28 protein-coding genes are annotated in these 19,731 nt (G+C 43.8%); 4 read left to right on the plus strand and 24 right to left on the minus strand.

The features are described 5' to 3' along the window. Nucleotides 1–77: 77 nt before the first annotated feature. The gene (locus tag FB592_RS02990) at nt 78–209 is read left to right on the plus strand and encodes a hypothetical protein (protein ID WP_003227748.1); all 132 of its coding nucleotides are present in this window, start codon (nt 78–80) and stop codon (nt 207–209) included. Here the strand turns inward: FB592_RS02990 and FB592_RS02995 are convergent. Beyond that, nucleotides 206–640, minus strand: coding sequence for a DUF5392 family protein (locus FB592_RS02995; RefSeq protein WP_003244359.1), 435 nt, complete (start codon nt 638–640; stop codon nt 206–208). The two genes, FB592_RS02990 and FB592_RS02995, sit on opposite strands and share 4 nt — an antisense overlap. 242 nt (nt 641–882) lie before the next feature. Here FB592_RS02995 and cls point away from each other — a divergent pair, with 242 nt between their 5' ends. Beyond that, nucleotides 883–2,331 carry a cardiolipin synthase gene (gene cls, locus FB592_RS03000; RefSeq protein WP_003243311.1) on the plus strand — a complete coding sequence of 483 codons (1,449 nt, stop codon included), beginning with the start codon at nt 883–885 and terminating at the stop codon, nt 2,329–2,331. A gap of 23 nt (nt 2,332–2,354) precedes the next feature. Here cls and mta read toward each other — a convergent pair whose 3' ends face one another. Next, nucleotides 2,355–3,128 carry a transcriptional activator Mta gene (mta, locus tag FB592_RS03005; protein ID WP_015483809.1) on the minus strand — a complete coding sequence of 258 codons (774 nt, stop codon included), beginning with the start codon at nt 3,126–3,128 and terminating at the stop codon, nt 2,355–2,357. 144 nt (nt 3,129–3,272) lie between these two features. Between mta and FB592_RS03010 the strand changes: the two genes are divergently transcribed. Beyond that, on the plus strand, nt 3,273–3,656 hold the full coding sequence (locus FB592_RS03010) for a DUF5362 family protein (protein ID WP_072173784.1): 384 nt from the start codon (nt 3,273–3,275) through the stop codon (nt 3,654–3,656). 34 nt (nt 3,657–3,690) lie between these two features. Here FB592_RS03010 and FB592_RS03015 read toward each other — a convergent pair whose 3' ends face one another. The 21 genes from FB592_RS03015 to FB592_RS03110 form a co-directional block, all read right to left on the minus strand. Beyond that, on the minus strand, nt 3,691–4,332 hold the full coding sequence (locus tag FB592_RS03015) for an NAD(P)-dependent oxidoreductase (RefSeq protein WP_072173783.1): 642 nt from the start codon (nt 4,330–4,332) through the stop codon (nt 3,691–3,693). A gap of 67 nt (nt 4,333–4,399) precedes the next feature. Further along, nucleotides 4,400–4,801, minus strand: coding sequence for an Rrf2 family transcriptional regulator (locus FB592_RS03020; RefSeq protein WP_003227734.1), 402 nt, complete (start codon nt 4,799–4,801; stop codon nt 4,400–4,402). Between the two features lie 134 nt (nt 4,802–4,935). Further along, nucleotides 4,936–6,645: an urease subunit alpha gene (ureC, locus tag FB592_RS03025; RefSeq protein WP_049140963.1), complete on the minus strand. Its 1,710-nt coding sequence runs from the start codon at nt 6,643–6,645 to the stop codon at nt 4,936–4,938. After that, entirely contained in the window at nt 6,642–7,016 is a 375-nt protein-coding gene (gene ureB / locus FB592_RS03030) for an urease subunit beta (protein ID WP_003227726.1), read from the minus strand. The genes ureC and ureB overlap by 4 nt, the downstream gene beginning before the upstream one ends. After that, entirely contained in the window at nt 7,013–7,330 is a 318-nt protein-coding gene (gene ureA / locus FB592_RS03035; RefSeq protein ID WP_003227724.1) for an urease subunit gamma, read from the minus strand. Before ureA ends, ureB begins: the two co-directional genes overlap by 4 nt. Before the next feature lie 194 nt (nt 7,331–7,524). Then, nucleotides 7,525–7,683, minus strand: coding sequence for a hypothetical protein (locus FB592_RS20915; protein WP_142388230.1), 159 nt, complete (start codon nt 7,681–7,683; stop codon nt 7,525–7,527). Nucleotides 7,684–7,783: 100 nt separating this feature from the next. Then, nucleotides 7,784–7,852 carry a hypothetical protein gene (locus FB592_RS21265; RefSeq protein WP_350308258.1) on the minus strand — a complete coding sequence of 23 codons (69 nt, stop codon included), beginning with the start codon at nt 7,850–7,852 and terminating at the stop codon, nt 7,784–7,786. Between the two features lie 41 nt (nt 7,853–7,893). Continuing rightward, a complete protein-coding gene (locus FB592_RS21270; protein ID WP_072173782.1) occupies nt 7,894–8,076 on the minus strand; it encodes a transporter substrate-binding protein in 183 nt (60 codons plus the stop codon). Nucleotides 8,077–8,373: 297 nt separating this feature from the next. Continuing rightward, complete coding sequence (gene csbD / locus FB592_RS03050) at nt 8,374–8,562, minus strand: stress response protein CsbD (protein WP_003227718.1); 189 nt, start codon at nt 8,560–8,562, stop codon at nt 8,374–8,376. A 72-nt stretch (nt 8,563–8,634) separates the two neighbouring features. Next, nucleotides 8,635–9,114 carry a hypothetical protein gene (locus FB592_RS03055; RefSeq protein ID WP_003244390.1) on the minus strand — a complete coding sequence of 160 codons (480 nt, stop codon included), beginning with the start codon at nt 9,112–9,114 and terminating at the stop codon, nt 8,635–8,637. Between the two features lie 154 nt (nt 9,115–9,268). Then, nucleotides 9,269–10,402 carry a response regulator aspartate phosphatase RapB gene (rapB, locus tag FB592_RS03060; RefSeq protein WP_032727043.1) on the minus strand — a complete coding sequence of 378 codons (1,134 nt, stop codon included), beginning with the start codon at nt 10,400–10,402 and terminating at the stop codon, nt 9,269–9,271. A gap of 191 nt (nt 10,403–10,593) precedes the next feature. After that, a complete protein-coding gene (gene moaA, locus FB592_RS03065; RefSeq protein ID WP_003243488.1) occupies nt 10,594–11,619 on the minus strand; it encodes a GTP 3',8-cyclase MoaA in 1,026 nt (341 codons plus the stop codon). Nucleotides 11,620–11,634: 15 nt separating this feature from the next. Further along, the gene (fdhD, locus tag FB592_RS03070; protein ID WP_003227709.1) at nt 11,635–12,423 is read right to left on the minus strand and encodes a formate dehydrogenase accessory sulfurtransferase FdhD; all 789 of its coding nucleotides are present in this window, start codon (nt 12,421–12,423) and stop codon (nt 11,635–11,637) included. Nucleotides 12,424–12,655: 232 nt separating this feature from the next. Then, a complete protein-coding gene (locus FB592_RS03075; protein ID WP_014478245.1) occupies nt 12,656–12,817 on the minus strand; it encodes a hypothetical protein in 162 nt (53 codons plus the stop codon). 95 nt (nt 12,818–12,912) lie between these two features. Then, complete coding sequence (locus FB592_RS03080; RefSeq protein ID WP_003243553.1) at nt 12,913–13,587, minus strand: vWA domain-containing protein; 675 nt, start codon at nt 13,585–13,587, stop codon at nt 12,913–12,915. 52 nt (nt 13,588–13,639) lie between these two features. After that, nucleotides 13,640–13,780 (minus strand): hypothetical protein, encoded by a 141-nt coding sequence (locus tag FB592_RS03085; protein WP_014478246.1) that lies wholly within the window; start codon nt 13,778–13,780, stop codon nt 13,640–13,642. A gap of 130 nt (nt 13,781–13,910) precedes the next feature. Next, nucleotides 13,911–14,594, minus strand: a complete 684-nt coding sequence (locus FB592_RS03090; protein WP_003227700.1) for a vWA domain-containing protein — start codon at nt 14,592–14,594, stop codon at nt 13,911–13,913. 385 nt (nt 14,595–14,979) lie between these two features. Then, a complete protein-coding gene (gene spoIID, locus FB592_RS03095; protein ID WP_141949261.1) occupies nt 14,980–16,011 on the minus strand; it encodes a stage II sporulation protein D in 1,032 nt (343 codons plus the stop codon). Nucleotides 16,012–16,206: 195 nt separating this feature from the next. Continuing rightward, nucleotides 16,207–17,517, minus strand: coding sequence for a UDP-N-acetylglucosamine 1-carboxyvinyltransferase (gene murA / locus FB592_RS03100; RefSeq protein ID WP_003227695.1), 1,311 nt, complete (start codon nt 17,515–17,517; stop codon nt 16,207–16,209). Nucleotides 17,518–17,550: 33 nt separating this feature from the next. After that, the gene (locus FB592_RS03105; protein ID WP_141949262.1) at nt 17,551–18,291 is read right to left on the minus strand and encodes a YwmB family TATA-box binding protein; all 741 of its coding nucleotides are present in this window, start codon (nt 18,289–18,291) and stop codon (nt 17,551–17,553) included. Between the two features lie 134 nt (nt 18,292–18,425). After that, nucleotides 18,426–18,656, minus strand: coding sequence for a DUF1146 family protein (locus tag FB592_RS03110; RefSeq protein ID WP_003227691.1), 231 nt, complete (start codon nt 18,654–18,656; stop codon nt 18,426–18,428). 169 nt (nt 18,657–18,825) lie between these two features. Between FB592_RS03110 and FB592_RS03115 the strand changes: the two genes are divergently transcribed. Further along, nucleotides 18,826–19,299 (plus strand): hypothetical protein, encoded by a 474-nt coding sequence (locus FB592_RS03115; protein WP_043940215.1) that lies wholly within the window; start codon nt 18,826–18,828, stop codon nt 19,297–19,299. Nucleotides 19,300–19,332: 33 nt separating this feature from the next. Here the strand turns inward: FB592_RS03115 and FB592_RS03120 are convergent, their stop codons facing one another. Next, the gene (locus FB592_RS03120) at nt 19,333–19,731 is read right to left on the minus strand and encodes a F0F1 ATP synthase subunit epsilon (RefSeq protein ID WP_021480810.1); all 399 of its coding nucleotides are present in this window, start codon (nt 19,729–19,731) and stop codon (nt 19,333–19,335) included.

The following is a 19,731-nucleotide window of genomic DNA, read 5'->3' on the forward strand; positions in this document are numbered from 1 at the left end:
AACACCAAATCCTGAAGCAAGCATACAATAGACATCTCTAGTAGAGGAAATCAACAAAGCAACGCTGTTACCCAGAAATGAATATCAAAAAAACGGATGAAGTCGGAATCAATCCGAAACCGCACTTTTTATTTCGGGTGTCTGCATGCAAAAAAACACACCCGGATCGTCTGGAAAATCTCAACAATCCGGGTGCAGATCTTCTTTAATACATTTTTTTGCGTCTGTCTTCCTCAGTCAAAAATTCAACAAAACTCCGCATCGCAAAAGGCTCTTCCTTTATTTGTCGTGCGTAGGAGCTTTTCCGCTCTTCTGAAAGGATTTCGCTCTTTTTGATCCTGTTCAGCATATAGATGTGAACCGTTTTTTGGATTTGTTTATGCTGATAGCCTGCCTCTTTAAAAAATGCGAGCCCGAGCGCCGCCAAAAGGGCGAATATGCCTGCGCTGATCAGGGACTCCCTGTCAGCTGAAGCATGAAATAGAAAAGCAGCTAAATTAAAGAGAGAGAATGCAGCAAGCGGAATAGCAAGAAAACGGTAAATGACGGTTTTTTTCATGAAAGGCTGTACGGCCTTTTGAATTTTTTGCATTTCTGTTTTGATGAACCCCGGCATTTGTTCGACTCTGTAAAAGTTCATGTAATCCTCCCCCTTTATTTGATGTTTCAAGCTTCACGAACGTTATCATATGTGTTTATTTTAACGCAGGTGCAAGCTGGTTTTAAAGAAATCTGCCCGTATTTTTCACGAAGAATCTGGATCGCCGCTCTTTATTCTTTTAAAATGTGAGTGTTATAATTTGTAATGGGAATCAGATCACTGTTATTCATGGAATACTAATGGCAATCTTCTTGATAAATATGAATGAGCGGGGTTACAAAGTGAGTATTTCTTCCATCCTTTTATCACTTTTTTTCATTTTAAATATTCTTTTGGCCATCATTGTCATCTTCAAAGAACGGCGCGATGCCAGTGCATCTTGGGCGTGGCTGCTTGTTCTTTTCTTTATTCCCGTTTTAGGCTTTATTTTATACTTATTATTCGGCCATAATCTCAGACGCAAGCATTTGTTTCAATGGGAAGACCGGAAAAAGATTGGAATTGAAAGGCTGCTGAAGCATCAGCTTGAAGATTTAGAAACCAAGCAATTCCAGTTTAACAACCGGGCAACCTTTGATAACAAAGATTTAATTTATATGCTGATTATGAATAACCATGCTGTGTTTACAGAGGATAATTCAGTTGACGTCATTACAGATGGACGGGATAAATTTCAGCGGCTGCTGAGTGACATTTCAAAGGCTAAGGATCATATCCATTTACAGTATTATATTTATAAAGGCGATGAATTAGGCAAAAAATTGCGGGACGCTCTCATCCAAAAGGCGAAAGAAGGTGTTCAGGTCAGAGTGCTTTATGATGAACTCGGGTCCAGAACGCTGAGAAAAAAGTTTTTTAAAGAGCTTCGCGAGGCTGGCGGGCATGTGGAGGTCTTTTTCCCGTCAAAGCTCAGGCCGATTAACCTGCGGCTGAATTACCGGAACCATCGAAAGCTTGTGATCATAGACGGTATGACCGGTTATGTCGGAGGCTTTAACGTCGGAGATGAGTATCTAGGGCTTAATCCAAAATTCGGTTATTGGCGGGATACGCATATCCGGCTGCAAGGAACGGCCGTGCACGCCATCCAAACACGGTTCATCCTTGACTGGAACCAAGCTTCTCATCACCATACGCTGACATATATTCCAAATCACTTTCCTGATTACGGCCCAAAAGGCAACGTCGGGATGCAGATTGTCACAAGCGGCCCTGATTCGGAATGGGAACAAATTAAAAATGGCTACATCAAAATGATTTCAAACGCCAAGCGTTCCATTTTGATACAAACACCTTATTTTATCCCAGATGCAAGCCTGCTGGATGCTTTAAGGATCGCTTGCCTTTCGGGCATTGACGTTAACATTATGATTCCGAACAAGCCCGATCACGCCTTTGTATACTGGGCGACACTTTCGTATATCGGCGATCTGCTGAAAGCCGGAGCCACTGTCTATATTTACGATAACGGCTTTATTCACGCGAAAACCATCGTGGTGGATGACGAAATCGCGTCAGTCGGCACAGCCAACATTGATGTCCGAAGCTTCAGGCTGAATTTTGAGGTTAATGCATTTATATACGATATCACCATTGCTAAAAAACTGGTTTCAACTTTTAAAGAAGATTTGCTAGTATCCAGAAAATTCACCTATGAGGAGTATCTGCAGCGCCCGTTGTGGATTCGAATAAAAGAATCCGTCTCGCGGCTGTTGTCGCCGATCTTATAAGATGCGCCAAAAACCCCCGGCCTTTACGGCCGGGGGTTTTCCTGATGGTCACAGTAAATGATGATTGCCTCCCGCAAAAAAGCGGCAAGACCTTCTCCATATTGATTGATTGAATCGGTAAATCGCTCGTCAGTGATATACACTTCCCCGAGTCCTCTGAAAATGTCGAGTGTGCAATCGTAATGATATTGGCAAATATGATCACGAAATGCCCCCACAGCGGCCTGAACCTCTGCATCATCGGGCCCATGTTTCATTCGCGCCGCAATTCGTCTGTAAATCGAATCAAATTCAGCCATGATCGTGCGCCAATCATCTGCCGAGTATGCAGATGTCCTTTTCTCTGTTTCTTCTGCGATTTCCTTTCCATACAGCTTTCTGACTTCATCAGCGTATGTCTGCTGGTGCTCTTCAATGTCTTTCATGCTTAATCCGGCAAATAAATCCCTCTTATTCATCGTTTCCCCTCCATCAACGGACAAAAGCGTCCTGTCAATTGTTTGAATCATCTCATCCATTCTTTGTTTTTTCTTCATCAATATCTCCTTTTGCGACTGAAGTGCCGCTTTCCGGTCAAAATTCGGATGATCCAGCATCTCCTTAATCTCATCCAGACGAAACCCGATTTCCTTGAAAAATAAAATCTGCTGCAGTCTTTCCAGGTCTGCGTCACTGTACAAACGATACCCAGCATCAGTAAGCGCTGAAGGATTCAGAAGCTCAATATTGTCATAGTGATGAAGCGTCCGAATGCTAACACCTGATATCTCCGCCACTTGTTTAACTTGATATTTCATACATAACACCTCCTCTTTTTTATCGTAAACAATCACGCAACGTTAGGGTCAATCCCCAAAATGTTATTTACTATATACAAAACTTCTCACAAATAGTGTATAAAAGAAAAGTGAGTATTTTTTTGTAAAGGGGAGCCAGTATACATGAATCCTGAAACAATGAACAAAACCCTCATCAGTATTTCGAAATGGGGAAAAGCTACAGGCATTTTATTTATTATTATGGGCGCAATTACCGCGCTTTCAGGCGCGTTCTTTTTTCTAATCGGTGCCGTGCCAGGCGTACTGCAAATTATTTCCGGTATCTTTTTGATGAGGTCAGCTAGGGAAGCAGGCCAAATGGCTGAATACAATAGCGGACAGTCTGAAGACTTAATGCTGGAGAATTACGCGAAATTCGTAAAGATGCAAGGGATTTATTTGATCGTAAGCATTGCTGTATCCATTCTTGCGATTATCGCCTTCTTCATCTTTTTAATGCTTGGGATTGCTGACGGCCTTTTCAGCGATACGTACAGCACTTATTAATGAGAAAAACCCGGAGCTGGCTCCGGGTTTTTTATTATTCCGCTTCGCTTACCACTGTGAAGCGTTCATTTTTGTGTTCGGGATGTTCAAGCTCGTCCAACACGGCAATGGCATAATCTGCATAGCTGATATAGCTGTCGCCTTTTGCATTTACGATGACATTGTCTTTTCCTTTTTGGTAAGAGCCAGTCCGTTTTCCTGCTGGATCAAAAAATGCCGCAGGACTGAGGAACGTCCAGGAAATGGAGTCTGTCTGCTGCAAATCTTTCAGGTTCTCGCCTTGATTTGATGCGGTTGGCAAATATTCTTTCGGAAATTCCGGCGTATCCATTAAACGGGTTGTTTTGGCTTCATCAACAAACAGGCTTCCCGCTCCGCCAACAACAAGCAATCTTGTGTGCTTCGCGTCCTTTAAAATGCTGATGAGTTCTCTTCCTGCTTCAACATGAAGATGTTCTTGGCCGGGTGCTGCTCCAAAAGCGTTTACGACCGCGTCGAAAGGCTTGATGTCTTCCGCAGTCAGTTCAAACACATCTTTTTCCAAAATCGCTACGTCTTGCTCCTGCACTTTTGAAGCGTTTCTGACGATGGCTGTCACTTCATGGCCTCTTTTTTTCGCTTCTTTCAAAATCTCGTTTCCCGCTTTCCCGCTTGCGCCTATAATACCAATTTTCATTTTTCATTTCCTCCTTATTTGTAACAATTTTAGTTACATGTTAGCGGTGAGAAGTCATCCCTTTTGATTAAAAGAGATGATTCATAACATCTTTTAATGACTTGCTCGCCAGTTCATTTTCCATCGCTCTTTGCACACTTTCAAACGTTTCATCCAGAGCGTTCTGAATTTTTTTCCCTACCGGACATTTCGGATTCGGGTTTTCATGAACCGCAAAGAGTTCTTCTTGCTTTTGGACAGCCCGGTACACTTCTAAAAGAGAAATATCAGCAGGATCTTTTTTGAGGCTTGCACCCGGCACCCCGGCGCGTGATGTGAGAATATCAGCTTTTTTCAGCAGGCTGATCATTCTTCGCACAACTACCGGATTCGTGTTGACACTGTCTGCAATGATTTCTGAAGATGTTTTTTCATCCATCGAGATGAGGGATAAAATATGAATGGCAACAGCAAGACGGCTGTTAATCATGTTTTTTCACCACCGTTGTAACTATAATAGTTACGTTTGATTCGTTTGTCAACATCTAATATACACTAAATACACGGGTTTTGTGCACCGTTTTTAGTCAATAGAACGGCCGGATGCACTCCGGCCGCGTCTTATCAGAATAAGAAATATCTTTGTCCAAGTGGGACATAATCGACAGGCTGGCAAGACAATTCCTCCCCGTCAGCAAAGACCTGATAGGTTTTTGGATCAATCTCAATCTTCGGCAAAGCCGAATTCAGCTTCATATCCAGCTTGCTCAGCTTTCTGATATTTTTGACTGGAGAAATCCTTTTTTCCAGCCCTAAGCTTTCCGCCACACCACGCTCTATGCTTGCCTGAGACATAAATGTAATCGAGGTTGAGCGGTTGGCTTTTCCGTAAGACGCATACATTTGGCGCATGAAAACCGGTTCAGGAGTCGGGATGGACGCGTTCGGATCTCCCATTTGTGCACGTGCAATCATGCCGCCCTTTAAGACCAGTTCCGGTTTTACGCCGAAAAATACTGGGTCCCACAGAACGAGATCAGCAAGCTTCCCTTTTTCCACCGAGCCGACTTCATGGCTGAGCCCGTGCGTAATTGCCGGATTAATCGTGTATTTGGCAATGTACCGTTTTGCGCGCACATTGTCATTCCCGTTTTCGCCGGCAAGAGCGCCGCGCTGTTTTTTCATTTTATCGGCTACCTGCCATGTTCGGATGATCACTTCACCGACCCGCCCCATCGCTTGGGAATCCGATGATGTCATGCTGATCGCACCGATATCATGGAGAATATCCTCCGCGGCAATCGTCGCAGCCCTGATTCTGGAATGGCTGAACGCCACATCTTCAGGCACTTTCGCATCTAAATGGTGGCAGACCATCATCATGTCAAGATGCTCATCCATCGTATTAACGGTATAAGGAATGGTTGGCGTTGTAGATGACGGCAGAATGTTCGCGTAAGAGGCGAGCTTCATAATATCCGGGGCATGGCCGCCGCCTGCACCTTCAATGTGATAAGTATGAATGACCCGGTCCCCGATTGCGTCGAGCGTGTTTTCCAAAAAGCCCGCTTCGTTAATCGTATCGGTATGGATGGCAACTTGAATATCAGCCTCGTCCACGACTTCCATACACGTTTTAATGGCGCTTGGCGTCGTGCCCCAGTCTTCATGAAGCTTAAGGCCGATGGCGCCTGCTTCCACCTGCTCGATCAGCGGCGCTTTATCGGATGCATTCCCTTTCCCTAAGAAGCCGACATTGATCGGAAACTCCTCGGCCGCTTCCAGCATCCTTGCCATATACCACGCGCCGGATGTACATGTTGTCGCTTTGCTTCCTGTAGCGGGTCCTGTTCCGCCTCCCAAAAGGGTCGTCACACCTGAAGAAAGCGCAACTTCCATCTGCTGAGGACAAATAAAATGAATGTGCGTGTCCACTCCCCCGGCTGTTAAAATTTTGCCTTCACCGGAAATCACCTCTGTCCCCGCTCCGATGACCATGTGCGGATCGACTCCATCCATGATATCAGGATTTCCGCTTTTTCCGACACCGACAATCCGGCCGTCTTTCACACCGACATCCGCTTTGACAATGCCTGTGTAATCCAATAGCACGACGTTGGTGATAACCAAATCCAAAGCGCCGTCCTTCCCTGTGATTCTGCCGTTTTGGCCCATGCCGTCGCGGATTGTTTTTCCGCCGCCAAAGATCATTTCTTCACCATATACTGTGAAATCCCTTTCGACTTCGATCCATAAATCCGTGTCGCCCAATCTGATTTTATCGCCCGTTGTCGGGCCAAACAGTTCCGCATATTCCTCCCGTGACATTTTCATCGGATTACACCCTCCATCCAGCCGGCTTGTTTTAAGTTGGCCAACGTTTTTTCTTTGCCGCGTTCATCGATAAACGTGTCGGCCATTCCGTTCAGCCCTCTAATTGTCTTGCGTCCTCTGATTTCCACTAGTGAGACCGTTTTCTGCTCTCCAGGCTCAAAACGGACCGACGTGCCTGATGGAACATCAAGACGCATGCCGATCGCCAGCTCACGGTCAAATAATAAAGCCCCGTTGGCCTCCGCAAAATGAAAATGCGAACCGACTTGAATGGAGCGTGATCCGGTGTTTTTTACCGTTACCTCCCGTATCTCACGGCCTTCATTAATCGTAATGGTTCCCTCAGCAATTTGAAATGCTCCCGGCTTCATGACTTCACCTCCGCAGAAATTGGCTGATGTACCGTAACAAGCTTTACTCCATCCGGAAATGTGGCCTCCACCTGAATGCTGTCAAGCATCTCAGGCACCCCCTCCATCACATCTTTTTCCGTTAATACATGGCGGCCGGCTTCCATCAGCTCTGCTACTCCCTTCCCATCACGTGCGCCTTCCATAATAAAGCAGGTGATATAAGCAGCAGCCTCAGGATAGTTCAGCAGAACGCCCCGCGCCTTTCGCTGTTTGGCTAATTCCCCCGCTGCAAAAATGAGCAATTTTTCTTGTTCAACCGGTGTCAGTTTCATCTGTAATCCTCCTTCTTTTGTCATATAAAGCGGATGCGGTTACTATGAATTTGTGAAGCATGCAGGCGGGACATCACCTCCCTTTCTTCGAGAATGGGGGTCATACGGTAGGGTGCCTTTCAAAGCGGCATGCCGTTTCTTCATCAGCCTTGCCATGGTCAACAACCGTTCCCCTGTCGATCACGGAAAGATAGTCAGCACAGATTAACGCGTTTTCCAGACTGCGCTCGACTAAGATAACAAATGTCTTTTTTTCTGGAAATTTCTATAATAACTTGTCTGACTAGTTCGACAATTAAAATCTGAATTCCTTCCAATTGTTCATTAAGTAAAATATTTTTCAGATTTACCATCAGCGCTCTGGCAATTGCAAGCTGCTGCTGTTGGCCGCCTTTTCGTTTTGAACAAATGTTTGATTAAAACAAATAGCCCCCCTGTTTAGCCGAAAGCGGCCTATGAAGTGGATTGGCCGACTCCATTTCGGCCTAATACAGCGACAATCTGCCCCGGGTAAACCTCCATGCTAAGGCTGTGCTAAACCATCGATTGATCATAACCAGACGTTACATTCCTGATGGCAGCCCGTTGTTTTGCTCCGCAACCGGAAGCATGGCATGGAGGCCAGTCTGAGGCGCCGTCCACCACGATACCGAGAACCCGACTATTGCCATTAACTCCGTATCATGGACGGTCACTTCGCTGATCGCCACCGTTCCTCTTAACGAGTGAAGAATTCCAGCCTTCACTGAATCCCCGCTTGTGTCGATATCAACTGTTTTTTCGCACTCCCGTGGCTTCCGACACTTTCTTCGGTGCAGTACATTCCGTCATCAAAACCCCTTTGTTTGATTTCTTCAAATGATGTTATAAAAGTTTACAACTTATGTCATTATTATATAGAAGAGGCCTATTAATTCAAAGAATATTTAAAAAATTTAGTTACCTTGACCAAATCAGCTTCTTTTTTTGTTATATTTATTCACATCAGAAAAAGCGAACAAAAAAAGACAAGAAACATTTCGTTTCCTGCCTCTTCCGTACGATTAATCTTTATCTGAAAATTTATCCTTGGCTTTCCCGATATCCTTTTGGATTTCGCCTTTCGCCTTATCTTTTTTGCCTTCAGCCTGCATGTCCGTTCTGTCAGCCATATCTCCGACTTTATCCTTCACTTCTCCTTTGGCTTTATTAAAGCCGCCCTTCATTTTGTCTTTTACACTATCGTTACCCATGTTAATTCTCCCCTCTCAATTATGTGTGTACTTGTTACCTTCCCGATCTGAGAGGCAATAAACATTCTAATGTTATTTATCGATTTCGTAGCGCTCTCCGTAACGGAGCACCTTGTATATCGCCAGCCCGTCTGATGACTTTTTCTCCGAATATCGGACCGGCAGCAGGGCAAAAAACACATAATACGTAGAAAAATAGACAAACTGATAGAAAAACACATTCGGCTTTAATACACTGTGTATAATCAGCAGATTGATTGCAAAAATCGTGATGAGGTTAAACAAGCAGCCCCCTGCATACACGAGTGCATTTGAGAATCGATTGTCAATTTTCAACTCCCCGTACCGGCAAAAAGAATCGATAAAATAAATCGTTCTGAACCGTATGGGTCCAATTTTAAGCAGCGTTTTTCCCATGCCTATATCCAACGATCCTTTTCCGCCAAAAATAAAAGCCATAAAGCTGTGCCCTGAAACATGTATAATCTGTACAAGCGGCAGAACAATGAGGAAAGACCACAGAAACTTCACCATATCATTAAAACCAAACATTGAATTCCCCCTCACGTGCAGATGCATCCCAAAACGGCTTTTGTTCAAAAAACAGTGCTGTAGCGATTTTTCCTGTTCTCCCCGGAAATAAACGTTCCGATGCTCCCCTTTTTTTGCATAAAAAAAAAACCATCTGCCAGCAGATGGTTTTGCCTCATACTTCATATAAGCAATCGTTCCTTTGAATCATCTCTCTCATGCTGACCGCTTTTTCATAAAAATACACCGCTTCTTTATATTGTTCGCGATGACTGAAATAGGAGGCAGCATCTAAAGCAAATTCTTCAATATATACGTACAGGCCCTTTTCTTCCATATAATCAAATACTTCTTGAATCATATCCAAATTGACAGATTCCACATATAATGCCTGCAGAAATTTATATTTTGCCAGACTGAAGAAGTCGTTTCGTTTTTGGGCAATGGCAATCCCTTTTTCATAGTACCGCATCGCGGCTTCGCTATCTTGTTTTTTGAAAAGAACGCGAGTCAGGCTGAAGAGCGCTTTTGGAAGCTGTTCCAGCTGATAATCTTCGAAGACAGGAAGCGCTTTTTCAAAGTATTCGGCGGCCTGATCCAGCTCCCCCTTGTCATCATAGCAATTCCCAATATTATAAAGGGCTGATCCGATTAAACGGGGCTGTCCTTCCAATAAAGCAAGGCGATACGCGTCATCTAAATGTTCAAGCGCTTTTTCATAATTTCTGTAGTCAATGTAGTTTCCTGATATGACGAAATGGCATTGAATTCTTCTGACTCTGTAAAAATCGTGAGCCTTATACGTCTCCAGCGCCTGTACGGCGTGGTTCATGGAAAAGTGCGTCTGCTTCATAATATAAAAGACTTCCGCCACTTTAAAATGAAATTCCGCTCTTTCAATTTCATCTTCTACAAACGCAAGCATCTTCTCAGCTTTCCGATAAAAGGATATAGCCGAGATGTAATTGTTCTGTTCAAATTCGTACATTCCTCTAAACAAGTGAAAATAATACTCAGATAATCCGGAGATGCTGTCCTGATTGCTTTCCAGCGTTTTGATCAATTCACGATATTGAAGCTGAGATTCCTCGTGCAGGTCAGGCTTTACATAATCCAGCATAATTTGGTGCCGGTAGCTGATCAGCTGATAATACAGGAGAAGCAGCTGATCCTCTTCCATCTGTTCGATATCTAGATCAATTTCTTCTTTCAGCTTTACGGCATCAGCCACTTGAAATGCTAAAATGTGCTTATACCACTTATTGATTTTCACTCCTACTTGAGATGACGGGATCTCGTACGCGGCCATGCCCCTCCAACCCTTTCTATTTTCTAATTGGTTATATTTTATCATAATGTATGGCTTTGGAATTAAATTTTCTTACAATGATTCCTTCTTTATGCCTATCCTTATATATTTCGGTTTTTATACGTATTTTTTGCACTCGGATTCTAATAAAAAAGCTTACCGGACAGTGCCGATAAGCTTTTGACTTCATATTACCCGCCAATATAAGACATTTCCACTTTCTTTTTGCCAGATGCTTTTGATAGCGTACGATCGACTGAATACTGATCGATCCGATTTTTCCATACTGTCCCGATCATTTCTGATAGTTCGTCATCACTTAATTCCTGGCGAACCGGAGCTCTGAGGTCAAATCCGCTTGAAGCGAATAAGCAGGTAAACAGCTCTCCTCTTGCAGAAAGACGGGCTCTGTTGCAAGATCCGCAGAATGCATCAGATACAGATGATATGACGCCGATTTCTCCAGAGCCGTCCAAGTAGCGGAATCTGGAAGCCACTTCGCCTATATAATTAGGCGCTATCGGCTCAACCGGCATGTGTTTATTGATCAAATCTATGATTTCCGCCTTTGTCATGACGTCTTTTTTTTCCCATTGGTTGGTGTTGCCTACGTCCATAAATTCAATGAATCTCAGGATATGCCCTTTTTCTTTAAAATAACGGGCCATAGGCAGTATATCTTTTTCATTGACGCCCTTTTGAACGACCATATTGATTTTAACACCGAGCCCCGCTTGCTTCGCCGCTTCAATGCCTTCCAGCACCTTGCTGACAGAAACACCGCGCCCGTTTATCTTCTTAAAACGCTCGTCTTCTAAAGAATCAAGGCTGATCGTAACCCTTTTCAGCCCAGCCTCCTTGAGCCTCTTAGCATAAACAGGCAGCAGTGATCCGTTTGTCGTCATCGCGATGTCACGAATACCCGGTATGCGGGCCAGTTTTTTGATTAACTCCGGCATATCCTTTCTCATGAGGGGCTCTCCGCCGGTCAAGCGGATTTTTTCAACGCCAAATCTTGTGACAAACAATGTCGCAAGCCGTTCCAGCTCCTCAAATGAAAGCAGCTCCTCTTTCTTTAAAAAAGGATAATCAGGGCCGAATAATTCGGCGGGCATACAGTACGTGCATCGGAAGTTGCAGCGGTCTGTAACAGAAATGCGAAGGTCTCTCAGCGGTCTGTTTCTTTTATCCAACATCTGACGCGACTCTGTAATCATAGCTACAGCCCCTTCCTACTCCCTGATTCTCTCAGGGTGTGTATATACATTAAATGATCCGTTTCTGACAAATCCAATCGCTGTGATATTCAATTCTTCAGCCATTTGAATCGCAAGCTCCGTCGGGGCCGATTTGGAAATGACAATCGACACGCCGATTTTGGCCGCTTTTAACAGGACCTCTGATGAGATTCTGCCGCTGAACACAATCAGTTTGTCGCGTACGGACATCCCGTTTAAAAGGCAGTGTCCGTATAGTTTATCAAGTGCGTTATGCCGACCGATATCTGTGCGCATCAACAGAAGCTTCTCTGTGTCGCAAAGCGCCGCATTATGGACGCCTCCCGTATCCTGAAACGTCCCGCTCCCTTGCTGCATGTCTTTCATAAGCGCCAGACATGCCTCAGGCGATATCTTGATTTGGCTGACAGCCGTCTTGGCTGTTTTGACATCCTGCTGAAAATAAAAATGACGGCCCTTTCCGCAGCATGAGCCGATCACCCGTTTCGTATAATCCTTTTGATCCAATGTCTCAGGGTGAACGAGGTCGACATATACAAAACCGAGACTTTCATCTATTGTAAACCTTTTAATTTCTTTTTGAAATCGTATAACACCCTCTGATGCGAGAAATCCGATGACAAGCTCTTCGATATGCTCAGGCGTACAAACGAGCGTCACAAATTCACTGCCATTCAGTATCACTGTCAAAGGGAATTCCGTCACCATCCGGTCTTCTACTTTGCTTATTTCCCCTTGTTCATAGCGCCATACATCCCTGACCGCAGTTACTTTATCGTTCAATGTCTCTTCCCCTCCGCAATGTTCCTGCCTTTATATTTTTTCACACTCCTCGGATTTTGTCGAATTCTGAGACACAAAAAGAGCCCTCTATATAAAGGGCTTTCACAGGATGTGATGACGGCGGTGTTTAGGCAGGGCGCCTAAGCATTTAGCCGCCATTCCTTTTACCAATGTGCATTGACAACGAACGCTGGGCTTGTCGACACGCTGAGAGCCCTCTATAGAAAGGACTCTATGGTTGATTATACTGATTCTTTTTCAGAACCGTAAACAGCACAATAGCTGCGATCAAGGTGAGAATGCTGACAAAAAAGAAGGCTGCCAGTTTTAGAAGAACACCAAGCAATATGAATGCAACGGTTGCTATAAGAAAAATCATTCCGAATAATTTCATATGTTCAACCCCTTTTTAGGGTATCATTCCCGCCCAAACTGTTTTTAAACCAATAAAAAAAGGCGCCTGGGGGAGCGCCTGATCTTTAGGTTCCTTTACTCAGTAAATTTTTGTGCTTCTTTTTCCCAAGCCTGTTCGAACTCATCCGCACTGTTCGCTGAAATATATTCTCCGCCGCCAGCGACAGCTGCTTGTTTCATCTCTTCATTACCCTTGACATCAAAGTTGAAGCCAATGATGTTTACAATCGTATCCACATTTGATGCACGGAGCTTTTCGATTTCCGCCGCAGGGTCTCCGCCGCACGTTTCTTCACCGTCAGTGATTAAATACACCACGTTTTTCCCGTCTGCGTCAAATGCTTCAAATTCTTTTCTTGTGTCTGCAAGTGCTTTGGCAATCGGTGTCCATCCAGTCGGCTTGAGCTCACTCAATGAATTGTCAAACAGAGACCCTTCATATGGATGAAGGCCGTAAATGGTTTCCGTCGTACTGCACGAAAGGGCTTTACCGGACAGTTTATTGTTCCCTGCATGCCCGAAAACGCGAAGCATAAGATTTGTATCCTTTGGAAGAAGTTCGGCAAAAGATTTTACTGATTTTTTGGCAATGTCTATTTTGCGCTCTCCTCCTGTTTTTTGAACCATGCTTCCGCTTCCATCAAACAAAACAGCTACATTTGTATCAGCCTGTTTCTCAGCGGCAAAAGACGGGGAGGCAATGGAAACAGTCAACAATCCAATGATACCGGCAGCCAGCAATTTTTTCATACGATTACTTCCTTTCTTTTTCATATTTTCCAACTATATGTTGGATTCTTCTTTATGCTAGAATACGAAAATGCAAAAAGATATAGGACATGCTGCCTTTTGTGCTGCTTTCACGATCTGTCCAAAATCGCTTGAAATGCCGTTCATTTTTAGCCATTTCCGCCCAGAAAGCATAAACAGATTGTGTGATCATTCATTCTTTTTTCGCCTTGATTATGACAGAAAAACGGAAATCTGCTACTATGCTACAGGCAGACAGCTAATTAGTTTTGAAGTTTTTGTTACATACAAAAAGAGGCTGACCATCACCAGCCTCTTTTTTCTTATTTAGATAACATTAGTGATTGCTGAGTGAAAATTTTCTCAACATCTTTTTGGGTATAAGCCGGGAAGTATTCACCGCCGCCTACTTTCGCAATTGCGTTCAGCTGGCCTTTGTATCCCTCTTTATAATCAAAGCCGATCACATTAACAGTGATATTGTCTTTTTGCAGTTCCTTTGCTGTTTTAATCGGGTTTCCTCCGCACGTTTCCTCACCGTCTGTCAACAGATACACCACTTTTTCCCCTTTTGCATCAAGCTGGTCAAAAGAAGATTTCGCTTCGTTCAGCGCTTTGGCAATTGGCGTCCAGCCAGTCGGCCCAATTGTATTGAGAGAATTGAGGAAGCTTTGCTCGTTAAAGCTTTGGAAGCCGTATACGTTGCGAATGGCTTCACATGACTGAACTTTTCCGGAATTTTTATTGTTTCCTTCAGAGCCAAACACGCTCATTTTCACCTGAGTTCCTTCTGGCAATGAGCTCGCAAACTTTGAAATTTCTTTTTTGGCTGAATTAAATTTAGATACACCATCTATTCTTTTCGCCATACTTCCGCTGGCATCAAGCAAGACCGCCACGTTCGCCGGCGCTTTAGCCTCCGTTTCTGTCTTTTCAGCTGCAAAAGCAGGTGAAGTTAATCCAAAAAGCAATCCTGTCATCATGATCAGTGAAAATCTTTTCTTCATGTTCGTACCCCTTTACCAATTTGTTTCTGCGTGCAGATGTTCAACGCTGAACATAATCTATCGTAATCAACAAAAACCGAGAAATAAATAGGGCGGGCTTCCCCATTGCTGTTGTTTACTTTTGCATAGAAACCTATGTTTTTATTAGTGATTTCCACCTAACGCCCCTATGAAAAGAGAAGATTGTCCGCCTTTCGGCTTTCGTTATATGAGTCTGTCGAAGTCTGTCGACAAATGTGGATGACTTTACCACAATCTCAAAGCCTGAAATCAGGAAAAAAGGACTGATCCTTAAAGACGGCCAGAAGCTCCTCTAAACCGTTTCAGCCGCTCTTAGATAAAAGACATTCAAGAACAGAAAAAGACGCCCAAAGAGCGTCTTTTTCTACTTTTTCGCCATGTATTTATTCAAAAACGCATCTGCCTCAGAAATTTGTGTGCCTTGGTAATAGTACTTTACAATGTCATCAACCGTTTTGCCTTCTTTGGCCATAAAATTCGCTCCGTATTGGCTCATCCCAACACCGTGGCCAAATCCTCTCGTCGTGACTGTAATTGTGTCTCCATTTCGCTTCCATTCAAAATCGGCGGAGTTGAGACCCAGCTTTTCACGTATGTCTCTTCCTTTCAGCGTCTTGCCGTTAATGACGGCAGTTGCGACCTGGTGGCCCGGTGTCTCGCCGGTAATCTTCCCTACTGCGCTAGATCCATCCAGCTTGACGCCAAGCTTTTGCTGAAATTCTGCCGCTGTAAAGGTTTTCGTTGCCTTATATTCCGGAGACTTTTTATCCCATGGGCTTTTGACGCTTTTTAAATATGGGATAGCACTTGTCCAATAAGCTTCTGCATTCTCTGTGTAGCCGTTGCTTGTGGAGAAAAAGGATGCTTCAATCGGCTGGTTGTTGTACGTTAAGATTTTGCCTTGCGTACTGGCTACCGCATCTGTGATTTTCTTCAGTTTTGTCTCATAGCTTGTGCCCCATTGCTTTTTCAGCTCCGCTTTGTTTTTATACACCTGAAACATCTGTGTATCATCCACCAGTGAGCCTTTAGGAGCCTCAACCGCTGAATTTGACACCATCAGTCTGACAATAAATGTTCTGGCGGCGAGGGCCTGGGCTTTCAGTGCTTCAGATTCAAAGGTTGCCGGCATTTCGGAGGCGACGACTCCAATCACATACTCTTCAAGCGGAATGTTTTCTACGGATTGATTTGCGGTTCGATAGACGGGAATAGAAACAGGTGATGCTTTCAATGTCTCTGCTCCTTTCGATGCTGGTTTCGTGCTGACTGCTGTCTTTTCTGATTCTACGCTGGCCCCCGCTTCCTTATTATGCTGGAATGGTATAACCAAGAGTGTGGGAACCAAGAGAATCAATGCACATAGTACGGATAGTGTGATTGCGAATTGTTTCATATTCAGCTGCCTCCTGCTCGGGATTCGACTCTAGTCTAGTCTATGGGCAGGGACAAGCTAATATGACTCTCGTTTTGGACAGAAACTTTATTTGTCATTTACGTATTCTTTTTTGCTATTTTGCGCATAATGATGATAATACACAAAAAATAAAAAACCAGTATGCCAGAGTGACATACTGATTTTCAAGTAAGTTTATGCATTTAAGTCAGAAACGACTTCTTTATTCTCTTGCTCAGAAGCAGACTCATCATTTACACGTTCGATGTCTGCGCCCAGAGCGGCAAGCTTCTGATGGAAATCAACGTAACCGCGGTCTAAGTGCTTCAATTCAGTAACACGTGTGTGACCTTCAGCCACTAACCCCGCAAGAATCAGCGCTGCACCTGCACGCAAATCAGTCGCTGCAACTTCAGCTCCCTGAAGCTGTACAGGACCGTTAATGATGACAGAACGTCCTTCAATCTTGATATCACCATTCATACGGCGGAATTCTTCCGCATGCATAAAACGGTTTTCAAAAACGGTTTCTGTAATCATGCTTGTGCCGCTTGCACGAAGCAGAAGCGCCATCATTTGTGACTGCATATCAGTCGGGAAGCCCGGGTGAGGCATTGTTTTGATGTCAATCGGTTTAAGTTCTTTCGGGCCGATGACACGCAGACCTTCACCTTCATCCTTAATTGTTACACCCATCTCTTCCATTTTTGCAATTAAAGAGGTGAGGTGCTCAGGAACCGCTCCTTTTACTAATACGTTTCCTTCAGTGATTGCAGCAGCAACCATAAATGTGCCCGCTTCAATACGGTCAGGAATAATATGGTGTTTTACGCCGTGAAGCTTTTCGACTCCTTCAATTTTGATGGTGCCGGTGCCAGCTCCGCGGATTTTTCCGCCCATGCCGTTGATATAGTTTGCTAAATCAACGATTTCGGGTTCTTTTGCCACGTTTTCCAGCGTTGTTGTTCCTTCAGCTAGAGCGGCTGCCATAATCAGGTTCTCTGTAGCTCCTACACTTGGGAAGTCCAGATAAATTTTTGCGCCTTGCAGTCGGCCTTTTACTTCAGCTTCAATGAAGCCATTACCGACTTTGATTTCTGCGCCCATTGCTTCAAAACCTTTTAAATGCTGATCAATCGGTCTGGAACCAATTGCGCATCCGCCCGGAAGTGCAACTCTTGCATGACCTGTACGCGCAAGAAGCGGCCCCATGACAAGCACAGACGCACGCATTTTACGAACATATTCAAAAGGTGCTTCAGTTTGCAAAGCGTATGAAGCATTTACAGTCACTTCATTATTTTCAAAATGCACATCTGCTCCTAAATGACGCAACACTTCGTTAATTGTATATACATCGGAGAGCGTAGGTACATCACAAATTACGCTTTTTTCTTCACTTGCTAATAAAGATGCAGCGATAACAGGTAAAACGGCATTTTTAGCGCCTTCAACTTTGACTGTGCCGTTTAACTTCTGACCGCCGCGGACGATGATTTTTTCCAAGGTATTCCCCTCCGCGTCCCTAAATTCTCTATATTAATATTCAGTCGTAACGATTGGTGTGCCAACCGTAACGGTATGTTTTCCGCCCATTCCTGCACTTCTAAGTGCAACTTGCAAATTCATTTTATGTTTCGAGGTCATAATGTACTCTTCCCACTCATCTGTAAACGCAGAAATAGAAACGAAATTTGGCTCAACTACATGTTCTACTGATCTTGCTTGAAATTCATTTAATAACTGATTTGCTTTTTTTTGCAAAACAATATTCATATTATCATCTAAGTGACCATTTAGACAAGTAAAAATAACTACTTTTTCTTGGAATATCCCAAGTGTCTCCCGTTCAAACTGTTCATATGTATCATTCCAGCTATCCGGTGTCTCTAGACTCATTTGCTCATATAATAAATACGAAGTTGGATTGTGTTTTTTGAGGGTTGTGACAAGCTGCAGTCTAAAAGAAGTACGATTTTTTTTGTCAGTATATGTGCCAATTGCCTTTATCATTTTATCTTCCCGTGCAATCACCCAATCATATTGACGATACTCTGATTTTAAACGTTGCACTTTTTGATAAAATTCTTTTTCGGTCAGTGACATGTTTTGTTTTGCATGCAATGTCCACTTATCTATTGACACATCTTGGCGTTCCATCCCCTCTGCCATTTTTGCTAACGGCGTTAATTCACTCGCATGAATGGTATGGAAAACAGCAATGACGAAGCTTAACATGACGGAAATGATAATAGCGTGGCTTACTTGTTTTTTCTTCATGTTCATCTCTCCCCCTTATCCCCAGTTTTACCGGAGGCAAGAGGCGCCATACGTAAAAATCTTCGTCAAAACTCGAGCTATTCGCTTCAACCCGCTTCTCCCAACCATTTAATGATAATAATGTTCAAAACCTATTAAAATAGATAGGGAAGCTGCTGTGAATAATTGAGATAATCTAAAAAGAAATTGGCAACGGCCGTTCCAATGGCAATTGTCAGCAAAATCATCAGGAGTCTAGCCTGCACGACTTTGCCTTTTTTGATTAACGGATCTATATTGACGGCTTGCAACGCCCACCAAGTCACTGCTATAAAAATCAGGTGAACGACAATGCCGATTGCAGCCTGCTGTCCCAATACACTCATCTATTACACTCCTTTCTCTGCGTTCATACCCTTTCTTATTATATAAGAAGCACAGATAAAGATGATACATTTTATACAGAACGGAATAATCAGCCAAATCTAGGGCTAATCCCCGCTTAAAGTGCGATTCTTTTACATGGTATACTTTATTGGAAAGGAGCTGGCAAATGTGAATCATTCTTTTTTTCAGCCTGAAAAGCAATATGGTGAGGACCTGCCAATTTTTGATCAGGAATGGGAAGCAATTGCATTCTATTATGATTATAGACAGTCACAGATTGAAGAACTGAATGAATTGTGTCAGTTTTTTAACATTTCTCTTACCTATACGAGAGAAAGCCTTGAAGAGCTTGAAAACCTTTATTTTCAAAGTATACAAGAGCTTTTGCTTGCTGATTGGAATCTTCCTATTGAAGAATTCGAGAAAATGATCAGTGTTTATCTTATAGATTGCGTGATTGCCCGCCATGAAGATGCTGAATGGGTTGTAAAACCTTATCCCTATAAAGACGGCGCTTATACACTTGGCTTTAGAAGACATCGCAAATCGTGGCATACAATGAATGCCTGTGATGGTTTATACCTGCGCCAAAAAGAGGATCGCCCGCTGTTATCGCTGTTTGATTCTCTTGTGCGTTCATAAAAAAATCCTTCTCATAAAGAGAAGGATTTTTTCTTATTTCCCTGCTACATCCAATCTGTTCAAAGCCCGCTGTAACGCAAGCTCAGCCCGACGAATGTCAGTATCATCTGATTGAGTATTCAAACGCTCCTGCGCCCGCTGGCGTGCAGCTTCAGCGCGCTCTTTATCGATGCCTTCTGCTGTCTCGGCAGCCTGGGCAAGGATGGTGACCTGATCAGGACGGACTTCTACAAAACCGCCGCTGACGGCAACCATTTCAGTCTGCCCGTCTTTTTTCAGACGGACAGCGCCGATTTTAAGAGGAGCCACGGTTGGAATATGGCCTGGCAAAATACCGAGATCGCCGCTTTCGGCTCTCACACTCACCATTTCGATATCCGCATCGTATACTGGGCCGTCGGGAGTAACGATATTGACTTTAACGGTCTTCAT

This window comes from Bacillus sp. SJZ110 (assembly GCF_006715455.1).
GTDB lineage: Bacteria > Bacillota > Bacilli > Bacillales > Bacillaceae > Bacillus > Bacillus subtilis.

Bases quoted from the DNA above. Each gene is read 5' to 3' on its own strand.
- FB592_RS03075 (WP_014478245.1), bottom strand. From the start codon at position 12,817: ATGAAATTATTCGGAATGATTTTTCTTATAGCAACCGTTGCATTCATA.
- FB592_RS02995 (WP_003244359.1), bottom strand. From the start codon at position 640: ATGAACTTTTACAGAGTCGAACAAATGCCGGGGTTCATCAAAACAGAA.
- FB592_RS02990 (WP_003227748.1), top strand. From the start codon at position 78: ATGAATATCAAAAAAACGGATGAAGTCGGAATCAATCCGAAACCGCAC.
- FB592_RS03015 (WP_072173783.1), bottom strand. From the start codon at position 4,332: ATGAAAATTGGTATTATAGGCGCAAGCGGGAAAGCGGGAAACGAGATT.
- rapB (WP_032727043.1), bottom strand. From the start codon at position 10,402: ATGGCCGCGTACGAGATCCCGTCATCTCAAGTAGGAGTGAAAATCAAT.
- spoIID (WP_141949261.1), bottom strand. From the start codon at position 16,011: ATGAAACAATTCGCAATCACACTATCCGTACTATGTGCATTGATTCTC.
- FB592_RS03085 (WP_014478246.1), bottom strand. From the start codon at position 13,780: ATGATCACACAATCTGTTTATGCTTTCTGGGCGGAAATGGCTAAAAAT.
- FB592_RS03010 (WP_072173784.1), top strand. From the start codon at position 3,273: ATGAATCCTGAAACAATGAACAAAACCCTCATCAGTATTTCGAAATGG.
- FB592_RS03090 (WP_003227700.1), bottom strand. From the start codon at position 14,594: ATGAAGAAAAGATTTTCACTGATCATGATGACAGGATTGCTTTTTGGA.
- csbD (WP_003227718.1), bottom strand. From the start codon at position 8,562: ATGGGTAACGATAGTGTAAAAGACAAAATGAAGGGCGGCTTTAATAAA.
- ureA (WP_003227724.1), bottom strand. From the start codon at position 7,330: ATGAAACTGACACCGGTTGAACAAGAAAAATTGCTCATTTTTGCAGCG.
- FB592_RS20915 (WP_142388230.1), bottom strand. From the start codon at position 7,683: ATGGTAAATCTGAAAAATATTTTACTTAATGAACAATTGGAAGGAATT.
- FB592_RS03055 (WP_003244390.1), bottom strand. From the start codon at position 9,114: ATGTTTGGTTTTAATGATATGGTGAAGTTTCTGTGGTCTTTCCTCATT.
- FB592_RS03110 (WP_003227691.1), bottom strand. From the start codon at position 18,656: ATGAGTGTATTGGGACAGCAGGCTGCAATCGGCATTGTCGTTCACCTG.
- FB592_RS03080 (WP_003243553.1), bottom strand. From the start codon at position 13,587: ATGAAAAAATTGCTGGCTGCCGGTATCATTGGATTGTTGACTGTTTCC.
- FB592_RS03120 (WP_021480810.1), bottom strand. From the start codon at position 19,731: ATGAAGACCGTTAAAGTCAATATCGTTACTCCCGACGGCCCAGTATAC.
- FB592_RS03105 (WP_141949262.1), bottom strand. From the start codon at position 18,291: ATGAAGAAAAAACAAGTAAGCCACGCTATTATCATTTCCGTCATGTTA.
- ureB (WP_003227726.1), bottom strand. From the start codon at position 7,016: ATGAAGCCGGGAGCATTTCAAATTGCTGAGGGAACCATTACGATTAAT.
- FB592_RS03020 (WP_003227734.1), bottom strand. From the start codon at position 4,801: ATGATTAACAGCCGTCTTGCTGTTGCCATTCATATTTTATCCCTCATC.
- ureC (WP_049140963.1), bottom strand. From the start codon at position 6,645: ATGAAAATGTCACGGGAGGAATATGCGGAACTGTTTGGCCCGACAACG.
- mta (WP_015483809.1), bottom strand. From the start codon at position 3,128: ATGAAATATCAAGTTAAACAAGTGGCGGAGATATCAGGTGTTAGCATT.
- moaA (WP_003243488.1), bottom strand. From the start codon at position 11,619: ATGATTACAGAGTCGCGTCAGATGTTGGATAAAAGAAACAGACCGCTG.